The sequence below is a fragment of the Streptomyces sp. WAC 04229 genome (assembly GCF_003947455.1).
Lineage (GTDB): Bacteria > Actinomycetota > Actinomycetes > Streptomycetales > Streptomycetaceae > Streptomyces.
Genome location: NZ_QHJH01000016.1, coordinates 21,279 through 37,370 on the forward strand (window position 1 = coordinate 21,279; position 16,092 = coordinate 37,370).

Here is a 16,092-nt window from a genome sequence, read left to right on the forward strand (position 1 = left end):
GCCTCCCGCTCGATCGACGGCGGGGCCAGGGTAGCCCGGCTACCAGCCCTTCTCGAACATCCGGGCCACCTCAGCGATGCGCACCTCGTCGCGCCGGTAGTACGTCCGCCCGCGGATCCTGCGGGTGCGCAGCAGGCCGAGGCGGGTGAGCAGGGTCAGGTGGGTCTCGGCCACCCGGCGGGGCACACCGAGCTTCGCGGCGACCGGGCCGGACGGGACGCCGTGCGCGGCAGCGTCCACACGGCGCTGCGGCGGGAAGTGCGCGACCGGATCCTTGAGCCATTCCAGGATGTCGAGACGTGTGCCGTGCACGGGGGTCCTCGGCATCCCGCCCTCCCTCCGTCGGGCCCGCCCGTCCCTGTCCGTCCACTGTCCCGCAGCCGGGGTCCCGCTGTCCGGGAGTCCCCCTCCTTGTCCGGTACCCGATCCGCCGGAGTCCGGATTGTTTCTTGCATGCGCACTAGTTGCACACTCAACGAATGGGCTTTCCGGTGCTACCGTGCAGGTATGGCAGTCAGGACGGCCGGTCTGCGGCTCGAGGAACGGTGGCGGGACATCCTCGCCGTGCACGCGCGCACCATGTGCGAGATCGACCGCGTGCTGCATCCGCACGGTCTGGGGGCGAGCGACTTCGAGGTGCTCGACCTCCTCGTGACGGAGGGGCCGGAGGAGGGCGCCCAGTGCCGGGTGCAGAACCTGGTCGGCCGGGTCCACCTGAGCCAGAGTGCGCTGTCCCGGCTCATCGCCCGGCTGGAGAAGGACAAACTGGTCGAACGCACGATGTGCGCGGAGGACCGGCGCGGTGTGTACGTCGCCCTGACCCGCCGGGGCCGCGCGCTGCACGGGGAAGTACTGCCGCTGCAGCGGGACGTACTCTCCCGCATGCTCGGCGACGAAGACGAACCCCGCCCCTGACTGCGGGCGGGTGAAACACCCGCGACGGGGCGGGGCGGCGACGACCCTCTTGCGGGTCGAGGCCGAGTCGGCTCAGGGGCGGGCCAGCAGGCTGCGTACACCGTCCGACGTCAGGGTGAGCCGGTGCTCCGAACCGGCGTCGATGGACAGCGACAGGTCGTCGGCGGGCCACTGCGCGGCGAGGGCACCCAGCGGCACCATCCGGTAGCGGGAGACGTACGGCAGCAGGTCGGCCATCTCCAGCTCCGAGGTGAACACGGGCACCACCTGACGGCCGCCCTGCTGTTCCAGCACCGGCAGCGCCAGCATGCCGGGGTCGGCGGCCTCCTGGTCGTTCGTGTCGTCGGGCACGGGGACGAGGACGTCGCTGCTCGCAAGCGTGTCGAGCGCCGCGGTGTCCTGCGGGTTCTCGGGGTTCTCGGCCAGCGCGTCCAGGGCACGCTGGGCGGGCGTCACGGGGTGGTCGTTCGCGGGTGTCTCCATGGCAGATTCCCTGATAGCGGCGGTCTACGGCCCGCGCGGACGAGGGGCACGGACGCGGTCCAGACTCGCGTACCCGATCATCCACGGCGCAATCATGTGCGGCGCGGGTGCCGGACTCAGCCCTTGCGGTCGGTCCCCTCCACCAGTGCGGCCAGCTTCGCCAGCGCCATCCGCGTGCCCGTCTCGTTGTCCTCGGCCGGCACCGCGTCGGGCAGACCGTCGTGGGCGACGGCCACCTCCGTGCCGCCGCCCGCGTCGGTGAGCGTCGTGGTCATGGTCATCCGGCCCTGGAACGCGGGGTCGGCGGACTCGAACTCCAGCACCTCCACGACCTGCTCGTCGGGCACGAGGCGGGCGAAGTGCCCGTGGTAGGTGTCGGTGTGCGCGGCCGACTTGCCCGTGCCCGTCGGCGCCTCGTAGCTGAGTGACACGCGGAAGGCGCCCCCCGCACGGGCGTCGAACGCGTGCACCCGGGCGGTCATGCCGTCCGGGACCCGCCAGGCGGCGACGGCCGCCGGGTCGAGGAGCGCGCGGTACACGGCGGAGCGCGGGGCGTTCACGTGACGGGAGACGCGGGTCGAGTGCATGGGCACCACCCTTCCCCCACCCGTCCCCCCGGGCAAGCGCCCCGGAAAGCGCACTCATCTGATCGCATGGGGGCCCACTTGATCGATCAACGGAGTGGTCGGGTTAGCATATGAGCGCCGCCTAGCTCGAAAGATAGAGACGTGACTGTCAACGACGACTCGTTCACCAACTGGAAGAACCGCGAAGAGATCGCGGAATCGATGATCCCGATGATCGGGAAGCTGCACCGGGAGCAGGACGTCACGATCCTGCTGCACAGCCGTTCCCTGGTGAACAAGTCGGTGGTCAGCATCCTCAAGACCCACCGCTTCGCCCGCCAGATCGCCGGCGCGGAACTGTCGGTCACCGAGACGATGCCGTTCCTCCGGGCACTCACCACGCTCGACCTCGGTCCCTCGCAGATCGACATCGGCATGCTCGCCGCCACCTACAAGGGCGACGACCGCGGACTCACCGTCGAGGAGTTCACCGCCGACGCCGTCGCCGGGGCCACCGGCGCCAACAAGATCGACCGCCGCGAGCCGCGCGACGTCGTCCTGTACGGCTTCGGCCGCATCGGCCGGCTCGTCGCCCGCCTGCTGATCGAGAAGGCCGGCTCGGGCAACGGACTGCGGCTGCGCGCCATCGTCGTCCGCGGGGGTGGCGATCAGGACCTCGTCAAGCGGGCCTCGCTGCTGCGCCGCGACTCCGTGCACGGGCAGTTCCAGGGCACCATCACCGTCGACGAGGAGAGCAGCACGATCCTCGCCAACGGCAACGCGATCAAGGTGATCCACGCCGACGACCCCTCGCAGGTCGACTACACGGCGTACGGCATCAAGAACGCCATCCTCATCGACAACACGGGCAAGTGGCGCGACCGCGAGGGCCTGTCGAAGCACCTGCGTCCCGGCATCGACAAGGTCGTCCTGACCGCCCCGGGCAAGGGCGACGTCCCCAACATCGTGCACGGCGTCAACCACGACACCATCAAGCCGGACGAGCGGATCCTGTCCTGCGCGTCCTGCACCACCAACGCGATCGTGCCGCCGCTGAAGGCGATGGCCGACGAGTACGGTGTGCAGCGCGGCCACGTGGAGACCGTCCACTCGTTCACCAACGACCAGAACCTGCTGGACAACTACCACAAGTCGGACCGCCGCGGCCGCAGCGCGCCGCTGAACATGGTCATCACGGAGACGGGTGCCGCCTCCGCCGTCGCCAAGGCCCTCCCGGACCTCAAGGCGCGGATCACCGGCAGCTCGGTCCGCGTGCCCGTGCCCGACGTGTCGATCGCGATCCTGAACCTCCAGCTCGCCCGCGAGACCACCCGCGAGGAGGTGCTCGACCACCTCCGCGAGGTGTCGCTGACCTCGCCGCTCAAGCGCCAGATCGACTTCATCAGCGCGCCCGACGCGGTCTCCAGCGACTTCATCGGCTCGCGCCACGCCTCGATCGTCGACGCCGGAGCGCTCAAGGTCGAGGGCGACAACGCGATCCTCTACCTCTGGTACGACAACGAGTTCGGCTACTCCTGCCAGGTCGTCCGCGTCGTGCAGCACGTCTCCGGCGTGGAGTACCCGACGTACCCGGCCCCGGCCGTCTGATCCGGAGTACGCGCGAGGGGGCGACGGGACACGGTTCCCGCCGCCCCCTCGGGTATCAGCCGGCCGCGGCCAGGGCATGCGTGTGATGGCGTTCCCGCCCGGACGCCCCGCGTGGCACGACGGCCGGCTGAAACGAGAATGGCTCCATGGACGCACTGGTTCGGCGCTCCCCCTGGGTCGGGGTGCTGACCTGGTGCGTGGCGGTGCTGAGCCTGACCGTCCTGGCCGCGGCCGCCGTCATCCGCAGCACGGTGCTCGACCCCGGGTTCTACGGGCAGGTGCTGGAGGACGAGCGCGCCTACCAGCGGTTCTACGACGAGGTACTGGTGGACCCGGGCAGTACGCCGTTCACCAGCGAGCTGCTGGACCGGCTGCCGGTGCCGCAGTCGACCGTCACCTCGAACCTCAAGGTCGTGATCCCGCCGGAGACCCTGCGGACCATGGGGGACCGTCAGATCGCCGAGGTGGTCCACTACCTGGAGGGCGACCGCGACCGGCTGCGGATCACGGTCGACCTGGAGCCCGTGGTCGCGAACGTCGAACGGCTCAGCCAGGCCTACTTCGGTGATGCCGTCGCCGCTCTCCAGGAGCGGTCGGAACCCGACTTCCAGGCCTTCGTGCAGCGCATGTCCGAACTGGCGGCGCGGGTGGTGGCCGGTGAGGCGCCGCTGGAGGGACTGCCGTCGCTGCCGCTCTCGCACAGCCAGGCGGTCGCGGCCACGGACGCGCTGATGCCCCTGCTGCCGAGCGCCGAGCGCGCGGGCCTGCGGCCGAGCGTGCAGACGGCCCTGGACCGCGGGGACCTCGCCTCGGCGCTGGCCGCGATCGCTCCGGTGGCCCTGACGGACCAGGTCCGGGACGCCGCCACCGAACTGCTGAGGGAGGCACGGCAGGGCACCTGGGTCGTCTCGGTCGACGTCGACCCCGCCGCCGAGGCGCTGGCTCCGGTGGACCGCGCCCGGTCGGTGACCCGGCTCTTCCAGGAGGTGGTGGAACCGGCGGCGGCCGTGCTCGGCGCCGCCGCGCTCACCCTGCTGTGGCTCTCCACGCCCGGGCCCGCAAGGCGCCGGCTGATGCCGCTGGGCTGGGCACCCGCGGCCGCCGCGGCGCTGCTGGCGCTGACGGTGCTGGGACTGCGGCTCACCCTGGGCGACGCGCTGTTCGGCCGGCCGCCCGCGTGGCCCCCGGCGGCCTCGGGTCTGCTCGCCGACGTCCAGGCCACCGCGCTCGACCGGCTCCTGACCACCGCCGTCGTCGTCGCCGTCATCCTGCTCGCCGCCGGCGCCCTGCTGGTCCTCGTGGGCTGGGTCTGGGAGACCCGGCCCAGCGTGCCGGTCCTCACCGATCCGCGGCACGGTCCGACGCTGACCTTCGCCGTGACCGCCTGCGCGCTCGTCGGGACGATGGTGGCGCCGGTGGCGATCACCGGCTCCTCGCCGCGCATCTGCCAGGGCAGCGCCGAGCTGTGCGACGCCCGCTACGACGAGATCGCCCAGCTCGCCTCGCACAACGCGATGGCCACGACCGCGGACCGGTTCATCGGCCCGCTGCAGGACCCGGACATCGTCGGCCAGCTGGGCGCCGGGGTGCGCGTCCTGCTGCTCGACACCCACGAGTGGGAACGGCCCGAGGAGGTCGCGGACCGGCTGAGCACCTCGGACTTCTCCCCCGACCTGCGCCGGCGGCTCACCGGGATCCTGGGGCGGGTGAACCCGCCGCACCCTGGTCTGTGGCTGTGCCACTCGGTGTGCGGCGCCGGAGCGTCGGAACTGGTGCCCACGCTGGGCCAGATCGGTGACTGGCTGCGGGACAACCCCACCGAGGTGGTCACCCTGATCCTCCAGGACGGCCTGGATCCGGTGACGACCCAGGACGCCCTGCTCCAGGCCGGGCTCGCCGATCTGCTGTACCGGCCGGACCCGGACCCGGACCGCCCGTGGCCGAAGCTCAAGGACATGATCGACAGCGGCAGGCGGCTGGTCGTGTTCGCGGAGCAGGCGGACGGCCCCGCGCCCTGGTACCGGAACCTCTACCGGTACGGCATGGAGACGCCCTTCGCCTTCCGCAGCCCGGACGAGATGTCCTGCGTGCCGAACCGGGGCGGCTCGGACAAGCGGCTCTTCCTGCTCAACCACTTCGTCACGGCCGGCGGCGGGCTGCGGCTGGACGCCGGGACCGTCAACTCCCGGGAGCGGGTGCTGGAGCGGGCGCACAACTGCGAGCGGCAGCGCGGCAGACCCGTCAACTTCATCGCCGTGGACTACGCGACGATCGGCGACGCGCTGGGCGCGGTCGAGGAGCTGAACGCCGAACGGCTGGAGGACGGCGCCCGCGACCCCGTCCGGTCGCCGGACCGGCTGCGCGACGCGCGGCACACGCCCGTGCGGGACGGATCGCCGGGGGCGTGAACGGCAGGGGCCCGGCGACGCGGTGGTACTCCGCGTCGCCGGGCCGGATGGTCCGTCAGGGCTACCTGTTGATCCTGAACTGGGAGCCCGGCTCGATGGTGACGTCCTCCTCCGCCGAGTTGGTGATCGTCACGTCGGTCAGCGTCGCGCTGCCGCGGGCGCCGCCCATCGCGAGGAGGCCGGAGCCGTTGTTGGACTTGTCGATGCGGACGTTGCCGATCTTCACGTCCGGCATCGCACCGCCGCCGGTCTTGAACTGGATGCCGTCGTAGGTCGAGTCGAGGATCTCGGTGTCCCGGATGGTCACGCCCGGGATGTCCTGGCCCTGCGCGAACAGGGTGATGGCGCCGAACTCCTGGTCCTCGTTCCAGAACGCGCCGCCCGTGCGGTGCAGGGCGTTGCCCGCGATGAGGGTCTGCCCGGAGAAGGGCAGCGGGTCGTGGTCGGTGGCGAGCATGATGCCGGGGTAGTTCATGGTGTCGGAGATGACGTTGTTCTCGATGGTGTTGCCGTAACCGCCGTACACCGCGATGCCGTTGGCCCGCCAGGGCAGCTGGATGGTGTTGTTGCGGAAGTGGTTGTCGTGGCCGACGTCCACGGAGGTGTCCTTCACGTACTTGCTGGCCCACACGGCGAGCGAGTCGTCGCCGGTGTTGCGGAAGGACGAGTTGTAGACGGTGGAGTTGCGGGTGCCGTTGGCGAAGTTGATGCCGTCGGCGTAGGTGTTGCGGATGCGTACGCCGGTGAACTCCAGGCCGTCGCCGGGGCCCCACAGCTCGGGGATGTTCGAGTAGTCGCGGCCGGCCCAGACGCCGACGTTGGCGTGCTCGATCCACACGTTGGTGATCTTGGTGTCCTTGCCGAAGCGGCCGTTGAGTCCGACGCCGCCCTCGTGGTTGCCGTCGCCGCCGCGGATGGTGCCCGAGCCGAAGATGGCGATGTCCGAGATCTTGGTGTTGTCGTCGATGTCGAAGCCGAAGTTGCCCTCGTGCGGGTGGTTGATGCCGCCGGCCTCGTGCGGCGGGGTCAGCGTGTAGAGCTGGGAGTGCCACATGCCGGCGCCGCGGATGGTGACGTCGCGGATGCCGACCTGGTTGAACTGGCCGCGGTTCTGCGGGTCGTCGGTGAGGATCTTCTGTTCCTGGCGCCACTGTCCGGCCGGGATCCAGACGCACTCGATCTGGCCGTTCTGGTCGGCGGTGACGGCGCGCTGGATGGCGTCGGTGTCGTCGAGCCCGTCGCCGGGGACGGCTCCGTACTGGGTGATGGGGGTGCAGTTCGCCGGCTTGGCCGCCGGGGGCGCGACCTGCTCCAGGTCGATCAGGTCGATGACGTAGAAGGCGGCCGTGTCGCCCGCGTCGCGCTGCAGGCGGAACTGGGTGCCCTGCGGGAAGGTCCTGTTCAGCAGGGCGTGGGACTCGTCGAACAGGCGCCGCGCGTCGCCGCCGGGCCGGTTGGTGAGGCCCTCGGGGTCGTCGGTGCTGCCGTAGAGCCAGCTGTGCTTGGACGAGAGGTTCAGCTTCTGCACGAACTGGCCGTCCGCGTAGAGGCTGATGGTGGCGTCCGCTCCCCCGCCGCCCGGGGCGTCGGGGATGGAGTTGCGCACCACGATGGAGTTGGTGGGCGTGGTGGAGGTGAACTCGACGTGGTCGCCGGTGGAGTCGAGCCGGACGGACTCGCGGCCCGAGGACTCGGTGCCGAAGTTGGTGTGTCCGAAGGTCCGCTTGGCGTCGGAGGTGAGGAGTGTGCCGTCGTACCGGCCGTCCTCCGCCTCGTACTCGGTGTACGGCACGGCGGCGCCCCGTCCGACGACGAGGGACTTGGCGAGCACGTTGTTGTTCTCGTTGGTCTCGTCGACGACACCGGTGGCGTCGGCGGAGGCGGTGAGCGTGACGCCGCCGCCGGTCGCCTTCCAGGTGCCGCTGACGGGCACGTTCACGGTGGCTCCGGCGGCCACCTGGCCGGTGGTGCCGTTCAGGGTGGTGGAGCCGGCCTGGATCCGGGTCACCGAACCGGCCGCGGCGGCGGTGGTGCCGCGGTTGTGCACGGCGACGGTGAAGGAGACGTCGGCGCCCACGGCCGGGTTGGCCGGGTTGGTGGTGATGGACCGCACCTCGAGGTCGGGGCCGGGCGCCCGGCCGACGACCAGCCGGTCGGCGGCGGTGCGGCTGTTGTTGGTGTCGTCGAGTTCGGCGACGGTGTCGCGGGGGTCGGCGACCGCGGCGACCGCGTAGCTGCCGGCCGCGTGGGTGCCGGTGGAGACGGCGACCTCGGCGGACTGGCCCGGGTCGAGCGCGGGGACGGAGGCGCTGCCGGCGGCCGTGCCCTCCACGGTGACCTCGGTGGTCGTCGCGGCCGAGCGCGCGGTGCCGGCGTTGCGGACCGTGGCGTTCACGGTGACCGCGTCGCGCTCGGAGGGCGTGGCGGGTGACCAGTCGAGGCCGGTGACCGTGAGGTCGGGCGCGGGCGCGGCGGTGCCGACGACCTGGAACTCGGCGACCTGTCCGCCGGGCGCCCCGGTGTTGGAGAAGAACCTGAGTCGCACGTCGGCCATCCGGCCGCTGACCGGGATGCTCACGGTGTTGGCCTGGCCGGGGCTGAAGGCGTAGTCGGCGCGGTCGCGCAGCGAGGTGAACCCGCTCGCGCCCTGGGCGCGGCCGAGGACCTGGATGCTCTGGGTCCGCGCGGCCCACACCGGGTCCGGGTTGAGCTTGACCACGACGCCGCTGACGTCCGCGTCGGCGCCCAGTTTGACGGTGAGGTCGGCCGGGTGTCCCGCGGCTTCCCAGTACGTCGAGGTGGAGTCGTCGGTGGCGTTGGCCGCGACGTAGGTCTGCGTCGACGAGGTGGCCTCGACCGGCTTGTTGCGGGCGAGGTTGGTGCCGGTGGGCGGCGGGCCCGGGTCGGTCTCGTCGCCGTAGACCTCCAGTTCGGACAGTTGCGCGGCGTTCCAGCCGGTGTTGCCGGTGATGTCGACGCGGACGTAGCGGGCGTCGGCGGAGGTGCCGAGGTCGACGGCGACGGTGTTGGCGCGTCCGGGGCTGAACGCCCGCGCCTCCGCGGCGGCGAGGGTGCGGAAGGTGGAGCCGTCGGTGCTGCCCCGCACGGAGAGGCTCTGGCTGCGGCTCTCCCAGCCGGCGGGCAGTTTGAGCACCACCCGGTCGACGTCGCGGGCGGTGCCGAGGTCGACCTGGAGCCACTGGGGGAAGGAACCGGCCGGGCCCTCCCAGTAGGTCGCCTGGGTGCCGTCGGTGGCGTTCCCCGCGGGGTAGGCGCCGTGCGAGCCGCCCGCCTTGGCCGGGCGGCCGAGGGCCAGGTTGACGTCGGCGGCGGCCTTCGCCGGGGCGGCCTGCGCGGTGGCGGCCAGGGGCAGCGGCAGCAGCCCGACCGTCATCAGCCCGGCTACGGCGGCGCCGGGCAGCGACCGTCGGCCGAGAGATCTCCATCTCATGGGGGTCCTCTGTTCCGTGGGGAGGCGGGGAGCGCGACAGTCCGGCAGGGAGGGAGAGCACCGATCCTGCGCGCCAATTGAGCAGGACAGTCGATTCTTTGCGGAAAGTGCGTCATCAGGTTTCTAGCGCGTCACCAGTTTGTCAACGGTCGTGTTCAAGGCGGGAGTTGGCACGCAATTGACTTGCGCAGCTTGCGTCTTGCTTGCGTACCGGTTGAGCTGCGCGGGGATGAAGCAGTGGGCATGGATGGGCGGTTCGAAGCTTGTCGGCCACGCAAGTCGCGCACGGAGGCGAGAAACAGAAGGGCCGGCCCGACGCCGTGAGGCGTCGAGCCGGCCCTTGCCGTTGCGGGGTCCCCGGAGGGGACGGATCAGTCCGTGCCGGACTCCATGGCGGCGCGGTCGAGCAGTTCGTCCTCGGCGGAGACCTGGCCGCGCGAGGCGATGGCCTCGGCACCGCCCTCGGGCATGGCGCCGATCAGCCCGGTCGCGGCGGCCTGGGCGGCGCCGATGGTCGGGGTGGCGGTACCGATCAGCCCGAGGCCGGCGTACTGCTCCAGCTTGGCGCGCGAGTCGGCGATGTCGAGGTTGCGCATGGTGAGCTGGCCGATCCGGTCGACCGGGCCGAACGCGGAGTCCTCGGTGCGCTCCATCGAGAGCTTGTCGGGGTGGTAGCTGAAGGCCGGGCCCGTGGTGTCGAGGATCGAGTAGTCCTCACCCCGGCGCAGCCGCAGCGTGACCTCGCCGGTGACCGCCGAGCCGACCCAGCGCTGCAGGGACTCCCGGATCATCAGCGACTGCGGGTCGAGCCAGCGGCCCTCGTACATCAGCCGGCCCAGGCGCCGCCCCTCGGCGTGGTACTGGGCGAGGGTGTCCTCGTTGTGGATGGCGTTGACCAGACGCTCGTACGCGGCGTGGAGCAGCGCCATGCCCGGGGCCTCGTAGATGCCCCGGCTCTTGGCCTCGATGATCCGGTTCTCGATCTGGTCGGACATGCCCATGCCGTGCCGGCCGCCGATGGCGTTGGCCTCCATCACCAGGTCGACCGGGGAGGCGAACTCCTTGCCGTTGACCGTGACCGGGCGGCCCTGGTCGAAGCCGATCGTCACGTCCTCGGCCGCGATCTCGACGGACGGGTCCCAGAACCGCACACCCATGATGGGCTCCACGGTCTCCACGCCGGTGTCGAGGTGCTCCAGCGTCTTGGCCTCGTGGGTGGCGCCCCAGATGTTGGCGTCGGTGGAGTACGCCTTCTCGGTGGAGTCCCGGTAGGGGAGGTCGTGGGCGACGAGCCACTCCGACATCTCCTTGCGGCCGCCCAGCTCGGTCACGAAGTCCGCGTCCAGCCACGGCTTGTAGATCCGAAGCTGCGGGTTGGCGAGCAGGCCGTACCGGTAGAACCGCTCGATGTCGTTGCCCTTGAACGTGGAGCCGTCGCCCCAGATCTGGACGTCGTCCTCGAGCATCGCCCGCACCAGGAGGGTGCCGGTGACGGCGCGGCCGAGCGGCGTGGTGTTGAAGTAGGCGCGCCCGCCGGAGCGGATGTGGAACGCCCCGCAGGTGAGCGCGGCCAGGCCCTCCTCCACCAGCGCCGCACGGCAGTCGACCAGGCGCGCGATCTCGGCGCCGTAGGTCTTCGCACGGTCGGGCACCGAGGCGATGTCGGGCTCGTCGTACTGGCCGATGTCGGCGGTGTACGTGCAGGGCACGGCGCCCTTGTCACGCATCCACGCGACCGCGACCGAGGTGTCGAGGCCGCCCGAGAAGGCGATACCGACGCGCTCGCCGGTGGGAAGGGAGGTGAGGACCTTGGACATAGGAAGAGTATGCATGATGACGCATGACCATGCAAAGCCTGTCGCTCGATCTCCTCCTCACCGGGTCGGCAGCGCCACGTACTGGTACTCCAGGAACTCGTCGATCCCGACCCTGCCGCCCTCCCGGCCGAGGCCCGACTGCTTGACGCCGCCGAAGGGGGCGGCCGGGTTGGAGACGAGGCCGGTGTTGAGGCCGACCATGCCGGTCTCCAGGCGTTCGCTGACCCGCAGGCCGCGGTCCAGGCCCTCGGTGTACAGGTAGCCGACGAGGCCCCAGGGGGTGTCGTTGGCGCGGCGTACCACCTCGTCCTCGTCGTCGAAGGTGAGGATCGCCGCGACGGGGCCGAAGATCTCCGTGTCCATGAGCGCGCTGTCCGGGGAGACGTCGGTGAGCACGGTGGGCGGGTAGAAGCAGCCGGGGCCCTCGGGTGTCCGGCCGCCGACCAGCACCCGGGCGCCGCGCTCCACCGCGTCGGCGACCAGCTCCTCGACCTTGGCACGTCCGGCGGCGTCGATGAGGGGGCCCACGTCGACGCCGTCCCGGGTGCCGGGGCCCACCACCAGCGCCTCCATCCGCCGGGCCAGCCGCCGCGAGAACTCCTCGGCCACCGGGCGGTGCACGAAGAAGCGGTTCGCGGCCGTGCACGCCTCGCCCATGTTGCGCATCTTGGCGATCATCGCGCCGTCCACGGCGGCGTCCAGGTCCGCGTCGTCGAAGACGATGAACGGCGCGTTGCCGCCCAGCTCCATCGAGGTCCTGACGACCGTGTCCGCGCACTGCGCGAGGAGCAGCCGCCCGACGGCGGTCGAGCCGGTGAAGGACAGCTTGCGGATCCGGCCGCCGCGCAGCAGCGGTTCGCAGACCTCTCCCGCCCTGGAGGTGGGGACGACGTTCAGCACGCCGTCCGGCAGTCCGGCCTCCTTGAGGACGGCGGCCAGGGCCAGACTGGAGAGCGGGGTCTGCGGGGCCGGCTTGTGCACCATCGTGCAGCCGGCCGCGATCGCCGGGGCGATCTTGCGGGCGCCCATGGCGAGCGGGAAGTTCCACGGGGTGATCAGCAGGCACGGCCCGACCGGGCGCCGGGAGAGCAGCATGCGGTTGCGCCCGTCGGGGAGGAGGCCGTGGCCGCCGTCGATCCGTACGGCCTCCTCGGAGAACCAGCGGAAGAACTCGGCGGCGTAGGCGACCTCGCCCCGGGCCTCGGCCAGCGGCTTGCCCATCTCGGAGGTCATCAGCCGGGCGAGTTCCTCCGTGCGCTCCAGGACGATCTCGTGGGCGCGGCGCAGGATCTCGCTGCGCGCCCGCGGCGCCGTGCGGGCCCACGCCTCCTGCGCCCGGACGGCGGCGTCCTCGGCGAGCCGGGCGTCCTTGGGTCCGGCGTCGGCGACGTGGCGGACGGTCTCGCCGGTCGCGGGGTCGTCCACCGGCAGGACGGCGCCGTCCGCCGCGTCCGTCCACGCGCCGCCGATGAACAACTGGGTCGGTGTGTCGGTCATGGGGTCCCTCCTGGTCGCCCGGCCCGGAGGCCGGGCTCGGTCTGCGTGTGCTCGGTCCGCCCGCCCTCCTCGCGAGGGCGGCCGCCGTCGGGTCACCGGTCGGCCGCTCCCGGTGCCCCGGCCTCGTCGGGCGGACCCGGTCCGCCGCGTCCGACGCGCCGGCCTCGGCGGCCGGACCCGGCCGGCGCGGGCTCCGGAGCGCCTGCCCGCCTCACGACGACGGCGGCCGTCGGCTCACCGGTCCGCCGGCCCCGACGTGCCGGCCTCGACGGCCGCGGACCAGGCCCGCAGGCCCTCGTCGACCGCCGTCTCGTCGATCACCAGCGCGGGGATCATCCGGACCACCTGGTTCCAGGCTCCGCAGAGCAGCAACAGCAGGCCCTCGTCGACCGCGGCCCGCTGGACCCGGGCGGCGGTCCCGGGGTCCGGGTCCCCGTTCGCGGTGACGAACTCGCTGGCCAGCATCAGCCCCATGCCCCGCACGTCCCCGACGGCGGGCGTCCGCGCGGCCACCTCCTCCAGTCCGCGGCGCAGGCGCGCGCCCATCGCCTCCGTGTTCTCCACCAGCTTCTCGTCGCGGACGACGTCGAGGGTGGCGCAGGCCGCCGCGCAGGCCACCGCGTTGGCGCCGTACGTGCCGCCCTGCGAGCCCGCCCAGGCCCTGGCCATCAGTTCCTCGGGGGCCGCGATCGCGGACAGGGGGAAGCCGCTGGCCAGGCCCTTGGCGGTGATCAGGATGTCGGGGGTGACGCCGAAGTGCTCGTGGCCCCAGAACCGGCCGGTGCGGCCCACGCCGGTCTGCACCTCGTCCAGGATCAGCAGGAAGCCGTGGCGGTCGGCGCGCTCGCGCAGACCCTCCATGAAGGCCCGGGTCGCGGGGACGTAGCCGCCCTCGCCCAGGACCGGCTCGACGATGACGGCGGCGGTGTCGGCGGGCGAGGTGATCGTCTGGAGGGTGTAGTCCAGCTCCTGGAGGGCGAAACGGGTGGCGGTCTCCTCGTCCCAGCCGTAGCGGAAGGCGGTCGGGAAGGGGGTGACGACCACGCCGCTCATCAGCGGCGAGAAGCCGGACCGGAAGCGGGTGCCCGAGGTGGTCATCGACGCGGCGGCGACGGTGCGGCCGTGGAAACCGCCGTGGCAGACCAGCACGTTGGGGCGGCCGGTGGCCTGGCGGGCCAGGCGCAGCGCCGCCTCCACCGCCTCGCTGCCGGAGTTGGTGAAGAACAGGCTGTCCAGACCGGTCGGCAGGACCTCGCCGAGCTTGTCGACGAGGCGCCGCAGCGGCTGGTGCATGACGGTCGTGTACTGGCCGTGGACGAGGGTGCCCACCTGCTCCTGGGCGGCGGCCACCACCCTGGGGTGGCAGTGACCGGTGCTGGTGACGCCGATGCCGGCGGTGAAGTCCAGATAGCGGCGGCCGTCCTCGCCATGGATGTGGACGCCCTCGCCCCGGACGGCCACCACGGGCGTGGCCTGGCGAAGGTGCGGCGACAGTGCGGTCATGCTCGTCTCCCGGCGTGATCGTCGGTCTCCTGCGGTGCCCCGAGCCTTCCCGCCGAGGCGGGCCCGCCAACGCGTGATCTGTCCGGCGCGGGCCCGGTATCCGGACGATGTGTCAACCGTCCGGCGCCGCGCGCGCCGCCGGACCGCGCCCGCGCGACCCTCGGAGCACCCTTGCGCAGGTCAAGGAGGCTTGTCAGAGTGACCAGGGGGCACAGGGAGGCACCGTGAGCGAGAACCGGCACCCGGGCCCGGAGGGCCGTCCGCCCACCGTGGCGGACGTGCTGGCCCTGCCGGTGCTGGCCGGGGGCGGGCCGCGGGTGGTCACCGGCGCCGACCGCGTGGACCGCCCGGTCCGGTGGGTCCACGTCACCGAGCTGACGGACCCGGCGTCGTTCCTCAAGGGCGGCGAACTGGTCCTCACCACGGGCATGCCCCTGCCCGAGGACCCGGCGGGGGTACGCCGCTACGTCGACGAACTCGCCGACGTCGGTGCCGCCGCCCTGGTCATCGAGCTGGTACGCCGCTACCACCGGCCGCCCGACGCCCTGGTCCAGGCCTGCCGGGCGCGCGGGCTGCCCCTCGTCACGCTCGCGCGGGACGTCAACTTCCTGGAGGTCACGCAGGTCGTCCACGCGCTGATCCTCGGCGGCCAGGCGGACGCGATGCGCAGGACGCAGCGGGTCCACGAGGCGTTCACCGCGCTCACCCTGCGCGGTGCCGGTCCGCAGGACGTGGTGCGTGCGGCGGCGGAGATGAGCGGACGCACGGTCGTGCTGGAGAACCTGGTCCACCGGGCCCTGGTCTGCGAGCCCTCGGGCAGTACGGCGCAGGCCGCGCTCACCGGATGGGAGCGGCGCTCGCGGACCACACCGGCGACCGACCGCACCGGCCTGGCCGGTCCCGAGGGATGGCTCGTGGCCCCGGTGGAGTACCGGGGCGAGGGCTGGGGGCGGGTCGTCATGCTGCCGGGCGGGGACCGGGCCTTCGGGCCCGAGGACGTCACCGTGCTGGAGCGGACCGCGATGGCCCTCACCATCGCCCGTCTCACCCACTCCACGCCCTGGGAGCGCACCGCCCACCGCACCGCCCTGCGGGACCTGGCCGAGCGGCGCCACCACTCCCCGGCGGACGCGCGCGCCCGGGTCGCGGCCCTCGGGCTGCCCGCGGCGGACGCCCGCTTCGTCGCCGTACTCGCGGACCTCCCGGGAGAGGCGGAGGCCACGACGGCCGAGTCCCGGCTGTCCGAGGAGCTGAGCACGTCGGGGTCGCGGGCGCTCGTCGGCCTGCTCTCCCCCACCCGCCTGGGCGTCATGCTGGCGCTGCGCCCGTCGCCGCCCTGGCGGGAGGCCGTGGAGCGGCTGAGCCGGGGCGTGCTGGACGCCGCGCCGGACGCGGTCGTGAGCGTCGGTTCCCCCGCCCCGGATCTCGACGGCGTCGCGCGTTCCTTCGGCGAGGCGGCCCGGGTGGCCGAGGCGACCGAGCCGGGCCGGCCGCCGCCGCCGGACCGCTCCTTCCACGAACGGGCGGACATCGGCCTGGGCCGGCTGCTGTTCGCGCTGCGCGACGACACCCGCGTCCAGGACTACGCGGAACGGCAGTTGGGCCGGCTGCTCGACCACGACGCCCGGCACGGCACCGACCTCGTCACGACCCTGCGCGGCTATCTGGACGCCGCGGGCAACAAGACCGTCGCCGCCCGGTCGGCCGGGCTGTCCCGGGAGACCGTCTACCAACGGCTGCGGACGATCGAGCGGTTGCTCGGGCGCGACCTGGAGTCCGGCGAGCAGCGCACCGAACTCCACGTCGCGCTCCAGGCGCTCGACGTGCTGCGGGACGGCTGACCC

General features: G+C 72.5%; 11 protein-coding genes. 4 read left to right on the top strand and 7 right to left on the bottom strand.

Features of this window, described 5'->3' with window-relative positions; genetic code table 11:
• Positions 1 to 39 precede the first annotated feature (39 nt).
• Positions 40 to 327 (bottom strand): helix-turn-helix domain-containing protein, encoded by a 288-nt coding sequence (locus DMH12_RS07235; RefSeq protein WP_125490721.1) that lies wholly within the window; start codon positions 325 to 327, stop codon positions 40 to 42.
• A gap of 180 nt (positions 328 to 507) precedes the next feature.
• On the opposite strand from DMH12_RS07235, the gene DMH12_RS07240 reads away from it, so the two are divergent.
• Entirely contained in the window at positions 508 to 915 is a 408-nt protein-coding gene (locus DMH12_RS07240; RefSeq protein WP_125490722.1) for a MarR family winged helix-turn-helix transcriptional regulator, read from the top strand.
• A 72-nt stretch (positions 916 to 987) separates the two neighbouring features.
• Here DMH12_RS07240 and DMH12_RS07245 read toward each other — a convergent pair whose 3' ends face one another.
• Both DMH12_RS07245 and DMH12_RS07250 read right to left on the bottom strand, forming a co-directional pair.
• Complete coding sequence (locus tag DMH12_RS07245; protein WP_125490723.1) at positions 988 to 1,398, bottom strand: SseB family protein; 411 nt, start codon at positions 1,396 to 1,398, stop codon at positions 988 to 990.
• A 116-nt stretch (positions 1,399 to 1,514) separates the two neighbouring features.
• On the bottom strand, positions 1,515 to 1,985 hold the full coding sequence (locus tag DMH12_RS07250; RefSeq protein WP_125490724.1) for an SRPBCC family protein: 471 nt from the start codon (positions 1,983 to 1,985) through the stop codon (positions 1,515 to 1,517).
• Positions 1,986 to 2,126: 141 nt separating this feature from the next.
• Here DMH12_RS07250 and DMH12_RS07255 point away from each other — a divergent pair, with 141 nt between their 5' ends.
• Positions 2,127 to 3,572 carry a glyceraldehyde-3-phosphate dehydrogenase gene (locus DMH12_RS07255; RefSeq protein WP_125490725.1) on the top strand — a complete coding sequence of 482 codons (1,446 nt, stop codon included), beginning with the start codon at positions 2,127 to 2,129 and terminating at the stop codon, positions 3,570 to 3,572.
• 146 nt (positions 3,573 to 3,718) lie between these two features.
• Entirely contained in the window at positions 3,719 to 5,980 is a 2,262-nt protein-coding gene (locus DMH12_RS07260) for a hypothetical protein (protein ID WP_125490726.1), read from the top strand.
• Between the two features lie 61 nt (positions 5,981 to 6,041).
• Here the strand turns inward: DMH12_RS07260 and DMH12_RS07265 are convergent, their stop codons facing one another.
• The 4 genes from DMH12_RS07265 to DMH12_RS07280 all read right to left on the bottom strand — a co-directional run bounded on the left by DMH12_RS07265 (position 6,042) and on the right by DMH12_RS07280 (position 14,248).
• On the bottom strand, positions 6,042 to 9,431 hold the full coding sequence (locus DMH12_RS07265) for a CARDB domain-containing protein (protein WP_125490727.1): 3,390 nt from the start codon (positions 9,429 to 9,431) through the stop codon (positions 6,042 to 6,044).
• Between the two features lie 371 nt (positions 9,432 to 9,802).
• Positions 9,803 to 11,248: an argininosuccinate synthase gene (argG, locus tag DMH12_RS07270; protein WP_125490728.1), complete on the bottom strand. Its 1,446-nt coding sequence runs from the start codon at positions 11,246 to 11,248 to the stop codon at positions 9,803 to 9,805.
• A 57-nt stretch (positions 11,249 to 11,305) separates the two neighbouring features.
• Positions 11,306 to 12,745 (bottom strand): NAD-dependent succinate-semialdehyde dehydrogenase, encoded by a 1,440-nt coding sequence (locus DMH12_RS07275; RefSeq protein ID WP_125490729.1) that lies wholly within the window; start codon positions 12,743 to 12,745, stop codon positions 11,306 to 11,308.
• Between the two features lie 234 nt (positions 12,746 to 12,979).
• The gene (locus DMH12_RS07280) at positions 12,980 to 14,248 is read right to left on the bottom strand and encodes an aspartate aminotransferase family protein (RefSeq protein WP_125490730.1); all 1,269 of its coding nucleotides are present in this window, start codon (positions 14,246 to 14,248) and stop codon (positions 12,980 to 12,982) included.
• Between the two features lie 224 nt (positions 14,249 to 14,472).
• Here DMH12_RS07280 and DMH12_RS07285 point away from each other — a divergent pair, with 224 nt between their 5' ends.
• Positions 14,473 to 16,089, top strand: a complete 1,617-nt coding sequence (locus DMH12_RS07285; RefSeq protein WP_260474130.1) for a PucR family transcriptional regulator — start codon at positions 14,473 to 14,475, stop codon at positions 16,087 to 16,089.
• The last annotated feature ends 3 nt before the right edge of the window (positions 16,090 to 16,092 follow it).